Source organism: Pseudomonas sp. H3(2019) (assembly GCF_007713465.1).
GTDB lineage: Bacteria > Pseudomonadota > Gammaproteobacteria > Pseudomonadales > Pseudomonadaceae > Aquipseudomonas.
In genome coordinates this window covers 130,302-149,127 of the sequence record NZ_VMSG01000016.1, presented here as the reverse complement: position 1 = coordinate 149,127, position 18,826 = coordinate 130,302, and the positions used below count along the sequence as shown (strand labels likewise).

Here is an 18,826-nt window from a genome sequence, read left to right as displayed (position 1 = left end):
CGCCGGAAGTGGGGCGAATTATAGACGTCCAGAATCTGCCGTCAACACTTAATTTTGCTTTTCTATCAATGAGTTGCAGAAAGCCGAAAAAACAGTGTTCTCCCCTCTATTTGGAGAAGGAAAAACACCGCCTCTATATAGAAGGAACCCTCAGAGCACTCCAGCTTCTTTAAAAGCAGCAACGGCAGCGGCCTCAAGCCCCAGCACCCGCTGCAAAACCTCAAGCGTGTGCTCACCCAATAGAGGAGGGGCGCTTCGGTACTCCACTGGTGTCTCGGACAAGCGAATGGGACTGGCAACCTGCGGCACCACCCCAGCCAGCGCATGAGGAAGCTCGATCGCCAAACCGCGCGCCTTAACCTGTGGATCGGCAAATACCTGCGACAGATCATTGATCGGTCCGCACGGCACACCCGCTTGCTCCAGCTGTGCCACCCACTCGGCAGTGGTCTTGAAGACCGTAGCCTGACGAATCAGCGGAATCAGCACCGCACGATTCGCAACACGAAGCTTGTTCGTCGCGAACCGTGGATCATCCGCCCACTGCGGCTGACCAGCCACTTCGGCGAACCTGCGGAACTGCCCGTCATTCCCCACCGTCAGGATGAAATCACCGTCCGCGGTCGGGAAGTCTTGATAGGGAACAATGTTCGGGTGAGCATTACCCAAGCGCTTGGGAGCAATGCCGGTAGTCAGGTAATTCATCGCCTGGTTAGCAAGGCACGCCACCTGAACATCCAACAGCGCCATGTCGACGTGTTGACCACCACCTTCATGCTCCCGATGCGCCAACGCCGCCAGGATCGCGACCGTCGAGTAGAGCCCGGTCAAAATGTCTGTCAGCGCCACACCGACTTTCACCGGTCCGGCACCCTCATCACCTTCAGGGCGGCCAGTCAGGCTCATCAAGCCACCGAGCCCCTGGATCATGAAGTCGTAACCCGCACGCTTGGCATAAGGTCCGGTCTGGCCGAAGCCAGTGATCGAGCAATAGATCAGATCAGGGTTGATCGCCTTGAGCGACTCGTAGTCCAGCCCATAGGCCGCCAGACCACCAACCTTGAAATTCTCGATCAGAATGTCGGACTTCGCCGCCAGCTCGCGAACCAGACGCTGGCCTTCGGCCTGAGTAAAGTCGATGGTCACCGACTGCTTGTTGCGATTGGCCGACAAGTAATAAGCGGCCTCGCTGGTGTTCTCGCCGTAAGCATCCTTAAGGAAGGGCGGCCCCCAGGCGCGAGTGTCATCGCCATTGCCCGGGCGCTCGACCTTTATAACCTCGGCGCCGAGGTCCGCGAGAATCTGCCCGGCCCAAGGTCCGGCCAATACTCGCGATAAATCCAGTACCCGCAAATGCGATAACGCACCCATGGCCGCTCTCCTATTAATAGAACGCCTGGAGACCGGTCTGCGCACGTCCCAGGATCAGCGCGTGAACATCGTGAGTTCCTTCATAGGTGTTGACCACCTCAAGGTTGACCAGATGACGCGCAACACCGAATTCGTCGGAGATGCCATTGCCACCCAACATGTCGCGGGCCATGCGGGCGATGTCCAGCGACTTGCCGCAAGAGTTGCGCTTCATCATCGAGGTGATTTCGACGGCAGCCGTGCCTTCATCCTTCATACGCCCGAGACGCAGGCAACCTTGCAGGGCCAAGGTAATTTCAGTCTGCATGTCCGCCAGTTTCTTCTGGATCAACTGGGTGGCAGCCAAAGGCCGGCCAAACTGCTGACGATCCAGAGTGTACTGGCGAGCGGTGTGCCAGCAGAACTCGGCCGCACCCAGAGCCCCCCAGGCGATGCCATAACGCGCGGAGTTCAGGCAGGTAAAAGGGCCTTTCAAACCACGGACATCCGGGAAGATGTTCTCCTCAGGAACGAATACGTTGTCCATCACGATCTCGCCGGTGATGGAGGCGCGCAAACCGACCTTGCCGTGAATCGCCGGAGCGCTCAGGCCTTTCCAGCCTTTTTCCAGAACGAAGCCGCGGATATCGCCAGCGTCATCCTTGCCCCACACCACGAATACGTCAGCGATCGGGCTATTGGTGATCCACATCTTGCTGCCGGTCAGGCTGTAGCCGCCTTCCACTTTACGTGCACGAGTGATCATCGAACCCGGATCGGAACCGTGGTTCGGCTCGGTCAGACCGAAGCAACCGATCCATTCACCGGTAGCCAGCTTCGGCAGGTATTTCTGTTTCTGCGCTTCGGTCCCAAATTCGTTGATCGGCACCATGACCAGCGAAGACTGCACGCTCATCATCGAGCGATAACCGGAGTCGACGCGCTCGACCTCACGGGCAATCAAGCCGTAGCTCACATAGTTCAGACCGCTGCCACCGTATTGCTCAGGAATGGTCGCACCCAGCAGACCGATTTCGCCCATTTCACGAAAGATCGCCGGGTCGGTTTTCTCATGACGGAAAGCTTCCAGAACACGTGGCGCCAGCTTGCCCTGAGCAAACTGGGCAGCGCTGTCGCGCACCATGCGCTCTTCTTCGGTGAGCTGTTGATCCAGCAGCAGGGGATCGATCCAGTTGAAGCTAGCTTTACCGGCCATGAGAGAGTCCTCGCGAAGTAGGTCAAATATCGTGGACTGATCCTAGGCGCCGCTAGCACATTGGGCAAACGAGGATTTTGCATACTGTTGTGCTAATTTCTCACTCCGTAATGGCCTTAGACGCCACCTATGCCAACTATTAGTGAGGTTGCCGTACATGCGCAGGAAGATACCCAGCACTGCTGCACTGATCAGCTTCGAAGCGGCAGCCCGCCATGAGAGCTTTACCAAGGCTGCTCAAGAGTTATCGCTGACCCAAGGAGCGATATGCCGACAAATCGCCAGCCTGGAGGAGTTCCTCAGTGTCGAACTGTTCCGACGCTCACGACGCGGCGTGAAGCTGACTGAGGCGGGGCTTTCCTACAGCCGACGTGTTGCAACCCAGCTGGATGCCGTTGAACGGGACACGCTGTCAGTGATGGGCCAGCAGGGCGCTAACGTCATCGAACTGGCGGTCGTGCCGACCTTTGGTACTCAATGGCTGCTGCCGCGACTCAAGGACTTTCAGCAGCAACATCCGGAAGTCACGGTCAACCTGACCAACCGCACACGACCCTTTCTGTTTGCCGACACCGATTTTGACGCCGCGATCTACTTTGGTGACGCCGATTGGTCCGGTACCGAATCCCACAGGCTGATGGGCGAGAATCCGATGCCGGTGTGCAGCCCGAGATTACTTGGTGATCACACACACCTGAGCGCCGAAATGATTGCCGACCTGCCACTACTGCAGCAGACCACGCGCCCTTACGCCTGGCGCCAATGGTTCGCCTCACAGCACCTGAATGTCCCCCGCGACATGACAGGTCCGCGTTACGAGCTATTCTCCATGCTGGCTCAGGCGGCGATGCATGACATGGGCATCGCACTGATCCCACCGTTCCTGATTCAGCGTGAGTTGGCAGAGAAACGGCTGGTGATTGCCAACCCTCAGGCGCTGTCGAGCATCAAGGCCTATTACTTGATGATTCCTGATCGAAAGGTCGAATCCGCCTCTCTACGCGCATTTCGCGATTGGCTGGTTAACCAGGCACACAGCTACAACCTAGAAGGGCAGGGCTTATCCATAACAAACTGACCACGTAGTCAGTAAAATTAAAGCACTACAGATATAAGTATTTGTCGCATTTCAACAGACTGTACCTTCAGGAGGCACCGTCGTCCCACAAGCGCCTAACGGCGTGGCTTTGCGGCCCTGATTCAACGCAATGCCGCGTCATTCACAGCGCCGATGTGTAATTTCCTGGATTTCGACAGAAATCCTTACAAGGCACGGCCTAGAAGGGATTTAGGCGGGCACTTGCGACATTCGGTCACAGGGTGACTTGTAGTTAATTTTCCGTCACCCGTCATAATCCCTTGAAGGGCACAAAGTTCGCCTGCAAAATGCCGCGCCCCGCCCGAAATACGGCGGGGGCGTGCTGATCGGCCGCCCCAGCCGCACCCTCCGCAGTGCGCTGGCCATCCAAGAATGATCGAAAGCAATAAGATCAAGCAGGAGATTTGACGTGCACATTGGTGTTCCTCTCGAAACCCAGACCGGTGAAACGCGGGTTGCTGCAACCCCGGAAACCATCAAGAAGCTGATCGGCCAGGGTCATAAAGTCACTGTGCAAAGCGGTGCCGGCATTAATGCCAGCGTTGTCGACAGTGCTTATGAAGCGGCAGGCGCAATGATTGGCAGTGCCAATGATGCTTTTGGCGCAGAGCTGATTCTCAAGGTCGTCGCGCCCAGCGACAGCGAACTGGCCCTGATCAAACGCGGCACCGTGCTGGTTGGCATGCTCAACCCGTTCAGCAATGAAACCATTGCCAAGCTGGCCGAGTGCGGCATTACCGCGTTCTCCCTGGAAGCCGCTCCGCGCACTTCCCGCGCGCAAAGTCTTGATGTGCTGTCCTCGCAAGCCAACATCGCCGGCTATAAGGCTGTGTTGTTGGCCGCCCATTACTATCCGCGCTTCATGCCGATGCTGATGACGGCAGCAGGCACCGTGAAGGCCGCTCGCGTGCTGATCCTTGGCGCCGGCGTGGCAGGCTTGCAGGCGATCGCCACCGCCAAGCGTCTGGGCGCAGTGATTGAAGCGTCCGATGTGCGTCCTGCGGTGAAGGAACAGATCGAATCTCTCGGCGCCAAGTTTGTCGACGTCCCGTACGAGACCGATGAAGAGCGCGAATGTGCCGTTGGTGTCGGCGGTTACGCACGCCCCATGCCGGCCAGCTGGATGCAACGTCAGGCCCTGGCCGTGCACGAGCGCGCCAAGCAAGCCGACATCGTCATCACCACCGCACTGATTCCCGGCCGCAAGGCGCCAGTGCTGCTCAGCGCTGAAACCGTGGCGCAGATGAAACCCGGTTCGGTGGTCATCGACCTGGCTGCCGCACAGGGCGGTAACTGCCCGCTGACCGTGGCCGACCAAGTGGTGGTCGCGCACGGCGTGACCATTGCCGGCCCAACCAACCTGGCCGCCCAGGTCGGTTCAGATGCCTCGGCGTTGTATGCCCGCAATCTGCTGGACTTCCTGAAACTGGTCTTCACACCCGAAGGCCAATTCCAGATCAACCTAGAAGACGACATCGTCGCCGCGTGCCTGATGTGCCGCGACGGCCAAGTCATCCGCAAAAACGCCTAAGCAGGGATTCAGACGATGGAAGAGCTTATCTCCCCCGGTATCTACAACCTGATCATCTTCGTGCTGGCGATTTATGTCGGTTATCACGTGGTCTGGAACGTTACACCCGCACTGCACACACCACTGATGGCAGTGACCAACGCCATTTCGGCGATCGTGATCGTCGGCGCCATGCTGGCGGCGGCACTGACCGTGACTCCGCTGGGCAAGACCATGGGCACTCTCGCTGTGGCGCTGGCTGCGGTCAACGTGTTCGGTGGGTTCCTGGTGACCCGCAGAATGCTTGAGATGTTCAAGAAAAAAGCCCCGAAAGCCGTAAAAGAAGAGGCGCCCAAGTAATGAGCATGAACCTTGTCACGACGCTCTACTTGATCGCGTCGATCTGCTTCATCCAGGCCCTTAAGGGCTTGTCACACCCGACCTCGTCGCGACGCGGCAATGTGTACGGCATGCTCGGCATGGCGCTGGCCATCGTCACAACCGTCGGCCTGGTGTTCAAACTGGGCTCTGAGCTGGCCACCGCCGGCATCGGTTACGTGATCGTCGGCCTGCTGATCGGCGGCACTGCCGGTTCGATCATGGCCAAACGCGTTGAAATGACCAAGATGCCAGAGCTGGTCGCGTTCATGCACAGCATGATCGGTATGGCAGCGGTGTTCATCGCCATCGCCGCCGTGGTCGAGCCGCAGTCGCTGGGCATCGTCAAACAGCTGGGCGATTCGATTCCCGCCGGCAACCGTCTGGAGTTGTTCCTCGGCGCGGCGATCGGTGCCATTACCTTCTCCGGCTCGGTGATCGCGTTCGGCAAGCTGTCGGGCAAGTACAAGTTCCGCCTGTTCCAGGGCGCACCGGTACAGTTCGGCGGACAGCATAAAATCAACCTGCTGCTGGGCCTGGCAACACTGGGCCTGGGCGTCACCTTCATGATGACCGGCAACCTCGGCGCCTTCGCCCTGATGCTGGCCCTGGCCTTCGTGCTTGGCGTAATGATCATTATCCCGATCGGCGGCGCCGACATGCCGGTCGTGGTGTCGATGCTCAACAGCTATTCCGGCTGGGCTGCGGCGGGAATCGGCTTCTCGCTGAACAACTCGATGCTGATCATCGCCGGCTCGCTGGTCGGGTCGTCCGGTGCGATTCTCTCGTACATCATGTGCAAGGCGATGAACCGTTCGTTCTTCAACGTACTGCTCGGTGGCTTCGGCAACACTGCAGACGCGGCTGGCCCAGCAGGCTCGAAAGAAGCCCGCCCGGTGAAATCCGGCTCGGCGGACGACGCCACGTTCCTGCTGACCAACGCCGACACCGTGATCATCGTTCCAGGCTACGGCCTGGCGGTCGCACGAGCACAGCACGCGCTTAAAGAACTGACCGAGAAGCTGACCCACCGAGGCGTGACCGTGAAGTATGCGATCCACCCGGTAGCCGGTCGGATGCCCGGCCACATGAACGTGCTGCTGGCCGAGGCTGAGGTGCCTTACGATCAGGTGTTCGAGATGGAAGACATCAACTCCGAATTCGGCCAAGCCGACGTGGTACTGGTGCTCGGCGCCAACGACGTGGTCAACCCGGCGGCGAAGAACGACCCGAAATCGCCGATTGCCGGCATGCCGATTCTCGAAGCGTTCAAAGCCAAGACCATCATCGTCAACAAACGCTCGATGGCCAGCGGCTATGCCGGTCTGGACAACGAACTGTTCTACCTGGACAAAACCATGATGGTCTTCGGCGACGCGAAGAAAGTCATCGAAGACATGGTTAAAGCCGTCGAGTAAAGACTGCTCCAACGCAATACCGAAAACCCCGGCCTTTGTAGGCCGGGGTTTTTTATTGCACACAAGATTAACTGCGGAAAACCGACCAAAGGCTCTAAATCAGTGGCCAGCATTCGACCATGGTCGCGGGGCGAATTTTTTCGAAATCACTAGACTGCGCATCTTGCTTCCGTTGCCCGAGATAACAATCCATGTACCGTGATCGTATCCGCTTACCGTCGTTGTTGAATAAGGTAATGAGCGCTGCTGACGCTGCCGCTCTGATTCAGGACGGCATGACCGTCGGCATGAGCGGGTTTACCCGCGCCGGCGAAGCCAAAGCCGTGCCCCATGCACTGGCCGAACGCGCCAAGGTCACGCCGCTGAAAATCAGCCTGATGACCGGCGCCAGCCTGGGCAACGACCTCGACAAACAGCTGACCGAAGCCGGTGTGCTGGCCCGTCGTATGCCGTTTCAGGTCGACAGCACCCTGCGTAAGGCGATCAACGCCGGCGAGGTGATGTTCATTGACCAGCATCTGTCGGAAACCGTAGAACAACTGCGCAACCAGCAACTCAAGCTGCCGGACATTGCGGTGATTGAAGCCGTGGCGATCACTGAACAGGGCCACATCGTGCCAACCACCTCGGTCGGCAACTCGGCCAGCTTCGCGATTTTCGCCAAGCACGTGATCGTCGAGATCAATCTGGCGCACAACCCGAATCTGGAAGGTCTGCACGACATCTATATCCCGACCTACCGTCCGACCCGCACGCCCATTCCGCTGGTCAAGGTCGACGACCGCATTGGCAGCACCGCAATCCCGATACCGCCGGAAAAGATCGTTGCCATCGTCATCACCAATCAGCCTGACTCGCCGTCCACAGTGCTGCCGCCGGACAATGACACCCAGGCCATTGCCGACCACCTGATCGACTTCTTCAAGCAGGAAGTGGCGGCAGGGCGCATGACCAACAAGCTTGGCCCGCTGCAAGCCGGTATCGGCAGCATCGCCAATTCGGTGATGTGCGGCCTGATCGACTCGCCGTTCGAAGACCTGACCATGTACTCCGAGGTCCTGCAGGATTCGACCTTCGACCTGATCGACGCCGGAAAACTGAGCTTCGCCTCTGGCAGCTCGATCACCCTGTCGAGCCGGCGCAATGCGGATGTGTTTGGCAATCTTGCGCGTTATAAGGACAAGCTGGTGCTGCGCCCGCAGGAGATCTCCAACCACCCTGAGGTGGTTCGTCGCCTGGGCATCATCGGCATCAATACGGCGCTGGAGTTCGATCTGTACGGTAACGTCAACTCCACTCACGTCTGCGGCACACGGATGATGAACGGCATTGGTGGTTCCGGCGACTTTGCCCGTAACGCGCACCTGGCGATCTTTGTCACCAAGTCGATTGCCAAGGGTGGGGCGATTTCCAGTGTGGTGCCGATGGTCAGTCACGTTGACCACACCGAGCATGACGTCGACATCCTCGTGACCGAGATCGGCCTCGCCGATTTACGTGGCCTGGCGCCACGGGAGCGGGCGCGGGTGGTGATCGACAACTGTGTGCACCCGGACTACCGCGAAGCGCTGAATGCTTACTTCAAGGCGGCCTGCGCCCTCGGCGGACATACCCCGCACATCCTGCGCGATGCCCTCAGCTGGCACATCAACCTGGAAGAAACCGGCAGAATGCTCGCCGTGTGATTGATACAGATGGCAGCTGACGCAAACACAATTTCGTCAGCTCGCCATCGCCAATCCAATAACCATCAAAAACTGTACTGCTGTACCGGTCATTTCCTACCGTAATTGCCCACACTTCCGAGCCAAACACCTAGAAACGCACCACTAAAGTGCAGACAGGTACAGTTGCCTCGTTTTAGAGCAGTACAGCACCTATTAACAGTTAACTGGTCCCTCACAATACAGGTGAACTGTATCTAGAGAGACTGGCCAAACGAGAGGATCATTGGCATCAGTTAAACCACTACCTAATCCCGCCATAAGCGGAAGGATGTCAATCATGGAACGTACACTCAGTTCCGAAATGTTCTTCGAAGACAACGCTGTAAAAACCCAGGCTTCCATGCCTCTTCGCGTTATCGCCAACCTGATGCTGTGGCAGCGCCGCATCTCCAGCCGCCACCAACTGGCTCGCCTGGATTCGCGTCTGCTGGCTGACGCAGGGATTAGCGAAGCACAACGCTACGAAGAGCTGAGCAAGCCGTTCTGGCGCTAAGTTAGCGTCGCTGGCCCTGACCCACCGGGTCCACCGCCAGCACCCCGAATTGCACACACAAAACCCGTCGTGGGAAACCACGACGGGTTTTGTCGTTTCAGGGCAAAAAAACAGCTGGTACAGAAGGGCGGTCGCACGACAGGTACAGTTTCAACAACACACAAACTGAACCAGTACAATTTAACATTGCTGTAGCTGCTCCAGCGACGGCGAAACGCCGAACATGGTCTTCCAAGGCTGCTCAATCAGCCTGTTCGCGAGGAACACACCATGAATCGGTTACTTGATGTTCCGCTCCCGCCTACTCGCAAGCCTTCCTTGCTCAAGCGTATGACCTGGCTGATTGCCGCTATCGGTCAATGCATGGAAAAAGTGCGCACTCGCCGCCTGCTCGCGCAACTTAATGAACAGCAGCTGTCTGACATAGGTATCAGCCATTCAGATCGACTGGTCGAACTGGACAAACCTTTTTGGCGCTAACCGTGTCTAGATGGGGTGACAGGGCTATTCGAACGGTTGAACAACGGCCTAATATCCGAAGACAACGTGGCGAGCCCTGCGCAGGGTATGTCTGATCTCTCAGACGTTACGCATCACGCCGTGGCTGCCCGACGTTATTCTTGGCGTCACTATTTATGGTTTATTCACAGGAGTTACCCCATGTCCCGTCTTCGTCTGCTCAGCGCTGCAGCACTGCTGGCAGTGGCTGCCAATTCGCACGCCTCCAGCTTCATTATTACCACTGACACTGTCGTCGGTGCACTCAAGGACAGCTCCGACGCCACAACCAATCTCTCCTCTTCGCTGCGGGACAAGAAGATCGTTCGCGCCGCCCGTGACGACGCTGCCAGCTTCGTGGCCAGCGAAGGCGCCATCCGTGGCGTACGCCTGGAAAGTGCTCTCGACTACATCCACACACAGGCGCCACAGCTGAAAGCCACTGACGCACAGCTGGCTCAAGCCATTCTGGCGATCTGATCAACGTCAGAAAACGGGGCTCTCACATTGGGCCCCGTTTCCTCAGCGCTGGCTCTGGTCCGGGCATTGCGCTAGCCTTGGGACTCGTTTCCAACCGTCGAGCCTCATGCATTTTCTTTCAAAGCCATTTATCACATCCCTGTTTATCACCGCCTGCTGGACCAACCCGGCCCACGCCCTGGACCTGTCCACGCAGAACCTCGTCGTCACCACTTATGCGACAAGCAAGGTGACCTCCGCGCCCTTCGACCATAAACTGCTATTCGCAGCCCACGATGATGCGGCGGCGTTCATTGCCAGTGACGGTCAACTGCGAGGAGCGCAACTGGAGTCCGCCCTGGTTTACCTGCGCCAGACCCAGCCAAAACTTCATGCCAGCGACCTTGAACTGGCACAGGCAATTCTCGTCCAATAGTTATCCTGTTCTTCCGGAGTCGTTCCATGCGTAACCCGCTGATTGCTGCCACCCTTGGCCTGCTGTTGTTGGCCGATGTGGCCCAGGCACATACCCTGGTAGCCACCAGTAACATGATTATCCGCGCCTCACAGCGCACCCTCGATTTCACGTCTGACACCACCACCTCGATTCGTGATTCGAAAGTCGTCCGTGAAGCCCATGACGACGCGGCCAGTTTTGTCGCCAGCAATGGCGATATCCGTGGCGCGCATCTTGAAGCTGCCTTCGACACCTTGCGCACCCGTGTGCCGGAAGCCCGCGACGCCAGCGATCAAGTCCTCGCCGAAGCCATACTCGCACTGTGAAAACATTAGCCGCCTGGCTGTTGGCCGGATCCGTACTGCTGCTGTGCAGCACGGCTCAGGCAAGCCTGCAACTACGCCTCAAGACCGACGGTCTGAGTCCGGCAGAACAGCAGGCCAGCCAGGCACTGCTAGATGAAGCGATGCAGGCATTGCCGCCGCGTTTCATCGAGCAACTGGACCGCCGGATTGATGTTGGCTGGACCGACGCAATGCCCGGTAACGCCTACGGAGAGGCGTCCCTGGTGTCAGAGGTGGACCTCAACCGCAACCTGCTGGCCAGCCTCACCGACGGCAGCGCCGCGACGAAAAAAACCAATCGCCCCCACGGCACCGTTCGCCGCGAAATGCTCGCCACGGTGCTGCATGAACTCACGCACATTTATGACCGTGCGCGCTTGTGGACCAGTGCCGAGCGTTTGCAGATCCAACGCTGTACGCGACAGAGCAACAGTTCAGGCCTGGTCGGCCTTCCCGATCAATGCCGTGGCCAGACTGACCGTCGTTTCACCTTGAGTGACGATTCGCGCCTGCTGGACCTCGCCGGCTGGCCGCAATACGTCGGCCGACGCGGTGAACGCGAACAGCACAACCGGCAAGTTGTCCGCAGCCCGGACCTCTACGAGACGAGCAGCCCCAAGGAATTTGTCGCGGTCAACATGGAGTACTTCCTCCTCGACCCGAGCTACGCCTGCCGCCGCCCGGCGCTGTACCGTTATTACCAGGAACACTTCGGCTGGGCTCCACCGGCCAAGGACAACTGCTCCCAGTCCTTCGCCTTCCTGAACGCGGGCAACGACTTCGCCAAACAACCGCTGGGCCAGGTCGATCCGGAAAGGGTCTACTCCGTCGACTACCTGCTGGCCGAAGCCAATCAGAATCTGGTCAGCCGCTGGGGTCACAGCATGTTGCGGCTGGTGATCTGCGCGCCCGGTCGCCCACGCGGACCGGACTGTCGACTGGATCTTGAATATTCCCTGGTGCTGTCCTACCGCGCCTTTGTCGGTGACGTACAACTGTCGAGCTGGGATGGTCTGGTCGGCAAGTATCCGTCGCGACTCTTCGTGTTGCCGCTGTCGCAAGTCATCGACGAATACACCAAGACCGAACTGCGCAGCCTGGCCTCGGTGCCGCTCAATCTGTCGCGCAGTGAAATTGGAGAACTGGTCGAACACGCAGCCGAAATGCATTGGAGCTACGACGGCAACTATTACTTCCTGTCCAACAACTGCGCGGTCGAGAGCCTGAAGCTGTTGCGCAGTGGCAGTAACAATCCACAGCTGGTCGGCATGGACAGCATCATGCCCAACGGCTTGCTGGAAATACTCAAGGCCCGCGGACTGGCGGATACCAGCGTGCTCGACAATCCGCGCGAGGCCTTGCGCCTGGGCTATCGCTTCGACTCGTTTCGCGATCGCTATCAAGCAATGTTCGAGGTGCTGAAAAAGCACCTGCCGATCAAACAGGACAAAGTTGAAGACTGGATGGCACTGACTGCTGCAGAACGTCGTCCGTGGTTTCAGCAGGCCGATCTGCGCACCAGCGCTGCATTGTTGTTGCTGGAGCAGGCGAGTTTCCGCCAGCAATTGTTGCTTGCCCAGAATGAAGTGAAGCAACGTTATCTGGATGCTCGTGAGTTGAAAAACGGCGGTATGGACCAGGCCAATCAGACCTTGAAGCAGATTCTCGTCAACAGTGGTTTCCTCAGCCGTCCGGCAGAACTGCTCGACAGGGGCGGCTACGGCCTTCCACAGCCCAATGAATGGAAACGCCTGGAGTCGGAAAGCAGTACGCGACAGAAGAAACTACAGGTGTTGACCGGTGATCTGGACAAAGAGGTCAGGGCGCTGCTTGAGCCAGGCCGAGCGGCCGAGATCGCCGCGAATGAGGCCAACATCAAGCAATTGGGTGAGCATTTGCGAGCGTTGCATAAGGCGGCCGGCGGGCTGGAGTTACCTTAAGTCAAACGATCGCAGCCTTCGGCAGCTCCTACAGATAATCGACGTAGAAGCTGCCGCAGGCTGCGATCTTGGTGCAGCTCGCTCATTCCGATTTCCCCTTCCTCATATTTGACGCCGTCAAACCACGGTAATGGCCACTACTTCAGGCCGCGTCACACCACCTCGAACATCTCGTCCGGTGTTTACTCAGCGAAAGCTGGCTGAAAGGTTTGCCAATTAGGATCGCCCGCACTGCCGGCAACAGACCGGTTGGCCAAACGAATGTCGCAACGTTCGCCTGGCTCAATTAACAACAACAATGGTGATTCTGATGTCCGCTCGTACCCGCCTGTTTGCCCCGACTCCCCCCGTACGCCTCGTGCTTTCCGTTCTGCGCTGACCCCACCCGGTTCGCCATTCCCTAGCCGCGCTACGCCTGGAGTATTCCCATGCTGACTTTCCTTGGCTTTGCCATGGTCATCACGTTCATGTACCTGATCATGACCAAGCGCCTGTCGGCGCTGATCGCCCTGATCATCGTTCCGATCCTGTTTGCCCTGTTCGGTGGTTTTGCCCCGAAGATCGGCCCGATGATGCTCGAAGGCATCACCAAGCTGGCCCCGACCGGGGTGATGCTGATGTTCGCCATCCTCTATTTCGCCCTGATGATCGACTCCGGCCTGTTTGACCCGGCCGTGCGCAAGATACTCAAACTGGTCAAGGGCGACCCGTTAAAGGTTTCCGTCGGCACCGCGGTGCTGGCCCTGGTGGTGTCCATGGACGGTGACGGCGCCACGACGTACATGATCTGCGTGGCCGCCATGCTGCCGCTGTACAGCCGCATCGGCATGAGCCCACGGATCATGGCCGGCCTGATCATCCTCGCCGGCGGCGTGATGAACATGACCCCGTGGGGCGGCCCGACCGCGCGTGCCGCGAGTGCGCTGCATGTCGACCCATCGGACATCTTTGTGCCGATGATCCCCGCCATGCTCGCTGGCGTGGTGGCGATCCTGGCGATTGCCTACCTGTACGGTAAACGTGAGCGTGCGCGCCTGGGTGAATTGCAGCTGATCGGCGACGAAATCGACCACAGCGAAATCAGCGTTTCGCAGTTCCCGGATGCTCGTCGTCCGAAGCTGATCTGGTTCAACGGTGCCCTGACCCTGGCCCTGATGTGTGCCTTGATCGCCGGGCTGCTGCCACTGCCGGTGTTATTCATGGTCGCGTTCAGTATCGCGATGATCGTCAACTATCCCTGCCTGCAACAGCAGAAAGATCGCGTTGCAGCCCATGCCGGCAGCGTGCTGGCCGTGGTCGGGCTGATTTTCGCCGCCGGTATCTTCACCGGCATCCTGTCCGGCACCGGCATGGTCGATGCCATGTCGAAAAGCCTGCTGGCCGTGATCCCGGATTTCCTCGGTCCGTACCTGGCCGTGATCACCGCATTGGCGAGCATGCCGTTCACCTTCTTCATGTCCAACGATGCATTTTACTACGGTGTATTGCCGGTTCTGGCCGAAGCCGCCAGCCACTACGGCATCACCGCGGTGGAAATGGCCCGAGCCTCGATCGTCGGTCAACCCGTCCACTTGCTGAGCCCACTGGTGCCGTCTACCTACTTGCTGGTAGCCCTGGCCGGGATCGAATTCGGTGACCACCAACGCTTTACCCTGAAGTGGGCAGTACTGGTTTGCATGTGCATACTCGTCGCTGCATTGCTGATGGGGATTTTCCCGCTGTTCAGCACCTTGTAACGGCATCAACTCACCACGCCGCCAGCCAAGTGCTGGCGGCGTGGCTTAACACTCGCTCAAAGGAATACACATGGAATGGCTGACCAACCCTGAAATCTGGGTTGCCTTCTTCACGCTGACTGCCCTGGAAATCGTGCTGGGCATCGACAACATCATCATGATCTCGATCCTCGTCAGCCGCATGCCCAAGCACATGCAGGCGCGCACCCGGATCTTCGGCCTGGCACTGGCCATGATCACGCGGATCCTGCTATTGCTGTCGATCACCTGGGTCATGCGCCTGACCGCCGACTTGTTCGTGCTCTTCGGTCAGGGTATTTCCGGGCGAGACCTGATCCTGTTCTTCGGTGGCCTGTTCCTGCTGTGGAAAAGCTCCCAGGAAATGTTTCACGCACTGGAAGGCGAAGACGAAACTGACGATGGGCCAAGCGGCAAGGGCGGCAACTTCCTCTACACCATCATCCAGATCGCGATCATCGACATCGTCTTCTCTCTGGACTCGGTGATTACTGCGGTCGGCATGGTGTCCCATGTTCCGGTCATGGTTGCTGCAATCATCGTCGCGGTACTGGTGATGATGATGGCCTCGGGCATGATCAGCGCGTTCATCGACAAGCATCCGTCGCTGAAAATGCTCGCGCTGTCGTTCCTGCTGGTGGTGGGTACCGTGCTGATCGCCGAAGCCTTCGGCGTGCATGTACCCAAAGGCTACGTCTACTTCGCCATGGCGTTCTCGCTGGCCGTGGAGGCGATCAACATCAAGATGCGAACCGCGATCGCGAAAAAGAAGAAACAGCAGGAGCCGGTGAAACTGCGCAAGGACATCCCGCGTCAATAACCTGAATGCACAGTAGAAGAAGGGGCTTTCGAGCCCCTTTTTCGCGCCCGCTTGCAGCTGTTTTCATGACAGTTTTGTTTCAATCGACTCTTTAGCTATGCGATGCTGGCGCCCGGACCGTTAGCCAACTACAGCTTAAATACAGAACGTAGAACGTCGCGCGGCATCGTCAACTTGCTCCATTGGGGCGCTGTCCATTCAGGGGGCCCAGTATGCTGACCCTGCTCAATCTACTGTCCGCCGTCGCCTTGCTTATTTGGGGCACGCACATTGTCCGAACCGGCATCCTGCGGGTCTACGGCTCGAACCTGCGCCATGTCATTGGCCAGAACATGTCCAAACGCTGGCTGGCCTTTATCGCCGGGATTCTCGTCACCGCCATGGTCCAGAGCAGCAACGCCACGGCAATGCTGGTGACCTCGTTTGTCGGCCAGGGCTTGATGGCGCTGACGCCCGCCCTGGCGACCATGCTCGGTGCCGACGTCGGTACCGCGCTGATGGCGCGAGTCCTGACGCTGGATTTGTCATGGCTGTCGCCACTGCTGATTTTCCTCGGGGTGATTTTCTTTCTCTCACGCAAGCAGACCCGTGCGGGCCAACTCGGCCGGGTTGGCATCGGCCTGGGGCTGATTATTCTCGCGCTGCAGTTGATCGTCGAAGCGGCTGATCCAATCACCCACGCTCATGGCGTCAAAGTGCTGTTTGCCTCGCTGACGGGCGACATCCTGCTCGATGCCCTCGTCGGTGCGCTGTTCGCGATGATTTCCTACTCCAGCCTGGCTGCCGTCCTGCTCACCGCAACCCTTGCCGGTGCCGGAGTGATCAGCCTGCCGGTGGCCATCGGTCTGGTGATCGGCGCCAACATCGGCAGCGGTGTGCTGGCGTTTCTCAGCACCAGCATGCAGAACGCCGCCGGACGTCAGGTGGCGCTGGGCAGCCTGCTCTACAAGATGATCGGCCTGTTGCTGATCATTCCAGTGCTCGGCCCGCTGGCGCACTGGATGGACAGCCTCAATTACCGCCCGCAAGGCCTGGTGATCGGTTTTCATCTGCTCTACAACACAGTGCGTTGCCTGGTGCTGTTGCCCAGCGTTGGTCCAATGGCCAGGCTCTGTGCCTGGCTGTTGCCGGAACGCCCGGAAATCAATGGCCAGGCCAAGCCACGCCATCTGGACCCCACCGCTCTCGTCACGCCGAGCCTGGCCTTGGCCAACGCCGCCCGGGAAACCCTGCGCATCGGCGACCTGATCGACAACATGCTCGAAGCCATGCTCGATGTATTGCGTGGCAAGCAAACCGCCGTCACCCAGGAAGTGCGTCGCCTGAGCGATGACGTCGAAGCACTCTGCAGCGCGATCAAACTCTATCTGGCACAGATGCCCCGTGAAGACCTCAGCGACCAGGACAGCCGGCGCTGGGCAGAAATCATCGAACTGGCGATCAATCTGAAACTCGCCTCTGACCTGATCGAACGCATGCTGCGCAAGGTCCAGCAGCAGAAGACCTCGCAACGACGTTCGTTTTCCGACGTTGGCCTGGAAGAGCTGGCGGGGTTGCACCATCAGTTGATCGCCAACCTGCGTCTGGGGCTGTCGGTGTTCCTGAGTGCCGACAAGGAAAGCGCCCGGCAACTGCTGCGTGAGAAACGTCGCTTCCGCGCACAGGAAAGACGCTTGGCTCACGCCCATGTCAGCCGCTTGCAACGCAAGATCGTGCAAAGTATCGAAACCAGCTCGCTGCATCTGGAACTGATCGCCGACATGAGACGCTTGAACTCGCTGTTCTGTGGCAGCGCCTATGTTGTCCTCGAAACCACCGAAACCGGTACATTGGCTGCCGACGATACGGCTGACATCACCCATTCACCCTGAACGTCTAGCGTTGACAGCAGTCACTTAGAAGGTCGCTTTTACCCGCCAGGAAGGTTGCTATGCGCTGTCTGTTGTTTGCGTGCCTGCTATTGAGTTCCACCTGCTCATTTGCCCTGGATCGCTTTCAGGTCGAAGGTTATTCGCTGCCCAACGGCTTGCAACTACTACTCAAGCCCGGCAGCGAACGCGGGCATGTGGCGATTCGCCTGGTGGTAGGCGTTGGCCTGGACGACTTCGCCTGCGCCGACAAAGAGCTGCCGCACCTGCTTGAGCATTTGCTGTTCAGTGGCGTCGACGCGAGCGGCGAAGGCGGGCTCGAAGAACGCATGCAGGCACTGGGGGGTGAATGGAACGCCTACACCAGTAACGCCGACACCACGTTCGTCATCGAAGCCCCGGCAAAGAATCAACGCAAAGTCCTCGACCTGTTGCTGGCGCTACTGACCCAGACCCGACTTAACGACAGCGCAATCAGCGCGGCCAAACAGGTGGTCGAACGCGAAGATGGCGGCCATTACTCCCACTTGCAGCGCTGGCTCGACCGCCAGGACCTGGGCCATACGGCGAGCAATCAGCTGGCGGTTGAGCTGGGCCTGAAGTGCTCGGAGCGGGCCCAGGTAGAGCACCTGACCCGCGAACAATTGGAGAAGGTCCGTAAGGAATGGTACGCACCGAACAACATGACGCTGATTATTGTTGGCGAGCTTGATCGCCTGCTGCCGGCCTACCTGGAGCGCACCTATGGCGAGCTCAAAGCCATTGATCCCACCGAGCATTTGCCGCTGCCGGAGATCCAGCACCCGGCGCTCGACGAACGCAATCTGATTCAGGGCTGGGCGGGGGGTGGCGCCAAACTGCACTGGTTGTTCCCCGAACCGGCTATGGATGATCAGTATGACGAAACGTACGACCTGCTCAAGGACTACCTCGACTGGGCGCTTTATCGTCAATTGCGTCTGGCTCACGGATTGTCCTACGGCCCCTGGGCCGAACGCGAAGTGTTCGGCGGTGTCGGTATCCTCAGCCTGAACGCCGATCTGGAGCGTGATGATCTGCCACAAGCGCAGCAGGTACTCGAGGATCTGAAAGCCGATCTGCTCAAGAATGGCCTCGACCCCGCAGGCTTTGAACGCCTGAAACAGGCCGCCATCGCTCGACAGGCCTGGGCCGTGCAAGGCAACAGCGGGCTCGCCGACTACTACTGGAGTGCCATCGGCGACTATGAGGACGGACATTTCGACGACCCGGCCAAACGCCTGCAAACAGTCACTCTGGAGCAGGCCAACCAAGCCCTGCACAAACTGCTCGATCAGCAGGGTTACATTCGCATCGAGAAGCCGCTGCTCAGTTATGACGAGGTGCTGTGGTTGCTGGGAGGGGTGTTGGGGTTGATGGCGCTGATGGGCTGGCGAATTCACCACAAGAAGTGAAAACACCACAATCCCTGTAGCAGCTGGCGCAGCCTGCGTTCGGCAGCTGCTACAGGTGAGTG

Annotated in this window: 17 protein-coding genes; 15 read left to right on the top strand and 2 right to left on the bottom strand. The window is 58.7% G+C overall.

Going from position 1 to position 18,826, the window contains the following annotated elements; all coding sequences use genetic code 11:
* Window positions 1-150 precede the first annotated feature (150 nt).
* Both FPT12_RS17480 and FPT12_RS17475 read right to left on the bottom strand, forming a co-directional pair.
* Window positions 151-1,371: a CaiB/BaiF CoA-transferase family protein gene (locus FPT12_RS17480; protein WP_145017828.1), complete on the bottom strand. Its 1,221-nt coding sequence runs from the start codon at window positions 1,369-1,371 to the stop codon at window positions 151-153.
* A gap of 13 nt (window positions 1,372-1,384) precedes the next feature.
* Complete coding sequence (locus tag FPT12_RS17475; protein WP_145017826.1) at window positions 1,385-2,566, bottom strand: acyl-CoA dehydrogenase; 1,182 nt, start codon at window positions 2,564-2,566, stop codon at window positions 1,385-1,387.
* 157 nt (window positions 2,567-2,723) lie between these two features.
* Here FPT12_RS17475 and FPT12_RS17470 point away from each other — a divergent pair, with 157 nt between their 5' ends.
* From FPT12_RS17470 to FPT12_RS17400, 15 genes are all read left to right on the top strand, one after another.
* Window positions 2,724-3,644, top strand: a complete 921-nt coding sequence (locus FPT12_RS17470) for a LysR family transcriptional regulator (protein WP_145017824.1) — start codon at window positions 2,724-2,726, stop codon at window positions 3,642-3,644.
* 430 nt (window positions 3,645-4,074) lie between these two features.
* Window positions 4,075-5,196, top strand: a complete 1,122-nt coding sequence (locus FPT12_RS17465) for a Re/Si-specific NAD(P)(+) transhydrogenase subunit alpha (protein ID WP_145017822.1) — start codon at window positions 4,075-4,077, stop codon at window positions 5,194-5,196.
* Window positions 5,197-5,211: 15 nt separating this feature from the next.
* Complete coding sequence (locus FPT12_RS17460; protein WP_003187010.1) at window positions 5,212-5,535, top strand: NAD(P) transhydrogenase subunit alpha; 324 nt, start codon at window positions 5,212-5,214, stop codon at window positions 5,533-5,535.
* Entirely contained in the window at window positions 5,535-6,971 is a 1,437-nt protein-coding gene (locus FPT12_RS17455) for an NAD(P)(+) transhydrogenase (Re/Si-specific) subunit beta (protein ID WP_145017820.1), read from the top strand. The genes FPT12_RS17460 and FPT12_RS17455 overlap by 1 nt, the downstream gene beginning before the upstream one ends.
* Before the next feature lie 191 nt (window positions 6,972-7,162).
* Window positions 7,163-8,656 carry an acetyl-CoA hydrolase/transferase family protein gene (locus FPT12_RS17450; RefSeq protein ID WP_145017818.1) on the top strand — a complete coding sequence of 498 codons (1,494 nt, stop codon included), beginning with the start codon at window positions 7,163-7,165 and terminating at the stop codon, window positions 8,654-8,656.
* Between the two features lie 319 nt (window positions 8,657-8,975).
* Complete coding sequence (locus FPT12_RS17445) at window positions 8,976-9,191, top strand: DUF1127 domain-containing protein (RefSeq protein WP_054594973.1); 216 nt, start codon at window positions 8,976-8,978, stop codon at window positions 9,189-9,191.
* 270 nt (window positions 9,192-9,461) lie between these two features.
* Window positions 9,462-9,671 (top strand): DUF1127 domain-containing protein, encoded by a 210-nt coding sequence (locus tag FPT12_RS17440; protein ID WP_145017815.1) that lies wholly within the window; start codon window positions 9,462-9,464, stop codon window positions 9,669-9,671.
* 180 nt (window positions 9,672-9,851) lie between these two features.
* Window positions 9,852-10,169 carry a DUF2388 domain-containing protein gene (locus tag FPT12_RS17435; RefSeq protein WP_123427845.1) on the top strand — a complete coding sequence of 106 codons (318 nt, stop codon included), beginning with the start codon at window positions 9,852-9,854 and terminating at the stop codon, window positions 10,167-10,169.
* 106 nt (window positions 10,170-10,275) lie between these two features.
* Complete coding sequence (locus FPT12_RS17430) at window positions 10,276-10,584, top strand: DUF2388 domain-containing protein (RefSeq protein WP_145017813.1); 309 nt, start codon at window positions 10,276-10,278, stop codon at window positions 10,582-10,584.
* A gap of 26 nt (window positions 10,585-10,610) precedes the next feature.
* Complete coding sequence (locus FPT12_RS17425; RefSeq protein ID WP_145017811.1) at window positions 10,611-10,931, top strand: DUF2388 domain-containing protein; 321 nt, start codon at window positions 10,611-10,613, stop codon at window positions 10,929-10,931.
* Window positions 10,928-12,889 carry a DUF4105 domain-containing protein gene (locus FPT12_RS17420; RefSeq protein ID WP_145017809.1) on the top strand — a complete coding sequence of 654 codons (1,962 nt, stop codon included), beginning with the start codon at window positions 10,928-10,930 and terminating at the stop codon, window positions 12,887-12,889. The genes FPT12_RS17425 and FPT12_RS17420 overlap by 4 nt, the downstream gene beginning before the upstream one ends.
* A gap of 428 nt (window positions 12,890-13,317) precedes the next feature.
* Window positions 13,318-14,625, top strand: a complete 1,308-nt coding sequence (locus FPT12_RS17415) for a CitMHS family transporter (protein ID WP_145017807.1) — start codon at window positions 13,318-13,320, stop codon at window positions 14,623-14,625.
* Window positions 14,626-14,695: 70 nt separating this feature from the next.
* Window positions 14,696-15,463, top strand: a complete 768-nt coding sequence (locus FPT12_RS17410) for a TerC family protein (RefSeq protein WP_145017805.1) — start codon at window positions 14,696-14,698, stop codon at window positions 15,461-15,463.
* Between the two features lie 212 nt (window positions 15,464-15,675).
* Window positions 15,676-17,334, top strand: coding sequence for a Na/Pi cotransporter family protein (locus FPT12_RS17405; RefSeq protein ID WP_145017803.1), 1,659 nt, complete (start codon window positions 15,676-15,678; stop codon window positions 17,332-17,334).
* Window positions 17,335-17,393: 59 nt separating this feature from the next.
* Window positions 17,394-18,764 (top strand): pitrilysin family protein, encoded by a 1,371-nt coding sequence (locus FPT12_RS17400; RefSeq protein WP_145017801.1) that lies wholly within the window; start codon window positions 17,394-17,396, stop codon window positions 18,762-18,764.
* Window positions 18,765-18,826 lie beyond the last annotated feature (62 nt).

Coding starts and splice junctions, on each gene's coding strand:
- FPT12_RS17425 (WP_145017811.1), top strand. CDS start 10,611: ATGCGTAACCCGCTGATTGCTGCCACCCTTGGCCTGCTGTTGTTGGCC.
- FPT12_RS17455 (WP_145017820.1), top strand. CDS start 5,535: ATGAGCATGAACCTTGTCACGACGCTCTACTTGATCGCGTCGATCTGC.
- FPT12_RS17410 (WP_145017805.1), top strand. CDS start 14,696: ATGGAATGGCTGACCAACCCTGAAATCTGGGTTGCCTTCTTCACGCTG.
- FPT12_RS17445 (WP_054594973.1), top strand. CDS start 8,976: ATGGAACGTACACTCAGTTCCGAAATGTTCTTCGAAGACAACGCTGTA.
- FPT12_RS17405 (WP_145017803.1), top strand. CDS start 15,676: ATGCTGACCCTGCTCAATCTACTGTCCGCCGTCGCCTTGCTTATTTGG.
- FPT12_RS17475 (WP_145017826.1), bottom strand. CDS start 2,566: ATGGCCGGTAAAGCTAGCTTCAACTGGATCGATCCCCTGCTGCTGGAT.
- FPT12_RS17480 (WP_145017828.1), bottom strand. CDS start 1,371: ATGGGTGCGTTATCGCATTTGCGGGTACTGGATTTATCGCGAGTATTG.
- FPT12_RS17470 (WP_145017824.1), top strand. CDS start 2,724: ATGCGCAGGAAGATACCCAGCACTGCTGCACTGATCAGCTTCGAAGCG.
- FPT12_RS17440 (WP_145017815.1), top strand. CDS start 9,462: ATGAATCGGTTACTTGATGTTCCGCTCCCGCCTACTCGCAAGCCTTCC.
- FPT12_RS17415 (WP_145017807.1), top strand. CDS start 13,318: ATGCTGACTTTCCTTGGCTTTGCCATGGTCATCACGTTCATGTACCTG.
- FPT12_RS17400 (WP_145017801.1), top strand. CDS start 17,394: ATGCGCTGTCTGTTGTTTGCGTGCCTGCTATTGAGTTCCACCTGCTCA.
- FPT12_RS17430 (WP_145017813.1), top strand. CDS start 10,276: ATGCATTTTCTTTCAAAGCCATTTATCACATCCCTGTTTATCACCGCC.
- FPT12_RS17435 (WP_123427845.1), top strand. CDS start 9,852: ATGTCCCGTCTTCGTCTGCTCAGCGCTGCAGCACTGCTGGCAGTGGCT.
- FPT12_RS17450 (WP_145017818.1), top strand. CDS start 7,163: ATGTACCGTGATCGTATCCGCTTACCGTCGTTGTTGAATAAGGTAATG.
- FPT12_RS17460 (WP_003187010.1), top strand. CDS start 5,212: ATGGAAGAGCTTATCTCCCCCGGTATCTACAACCTGATCATCTTCGTG.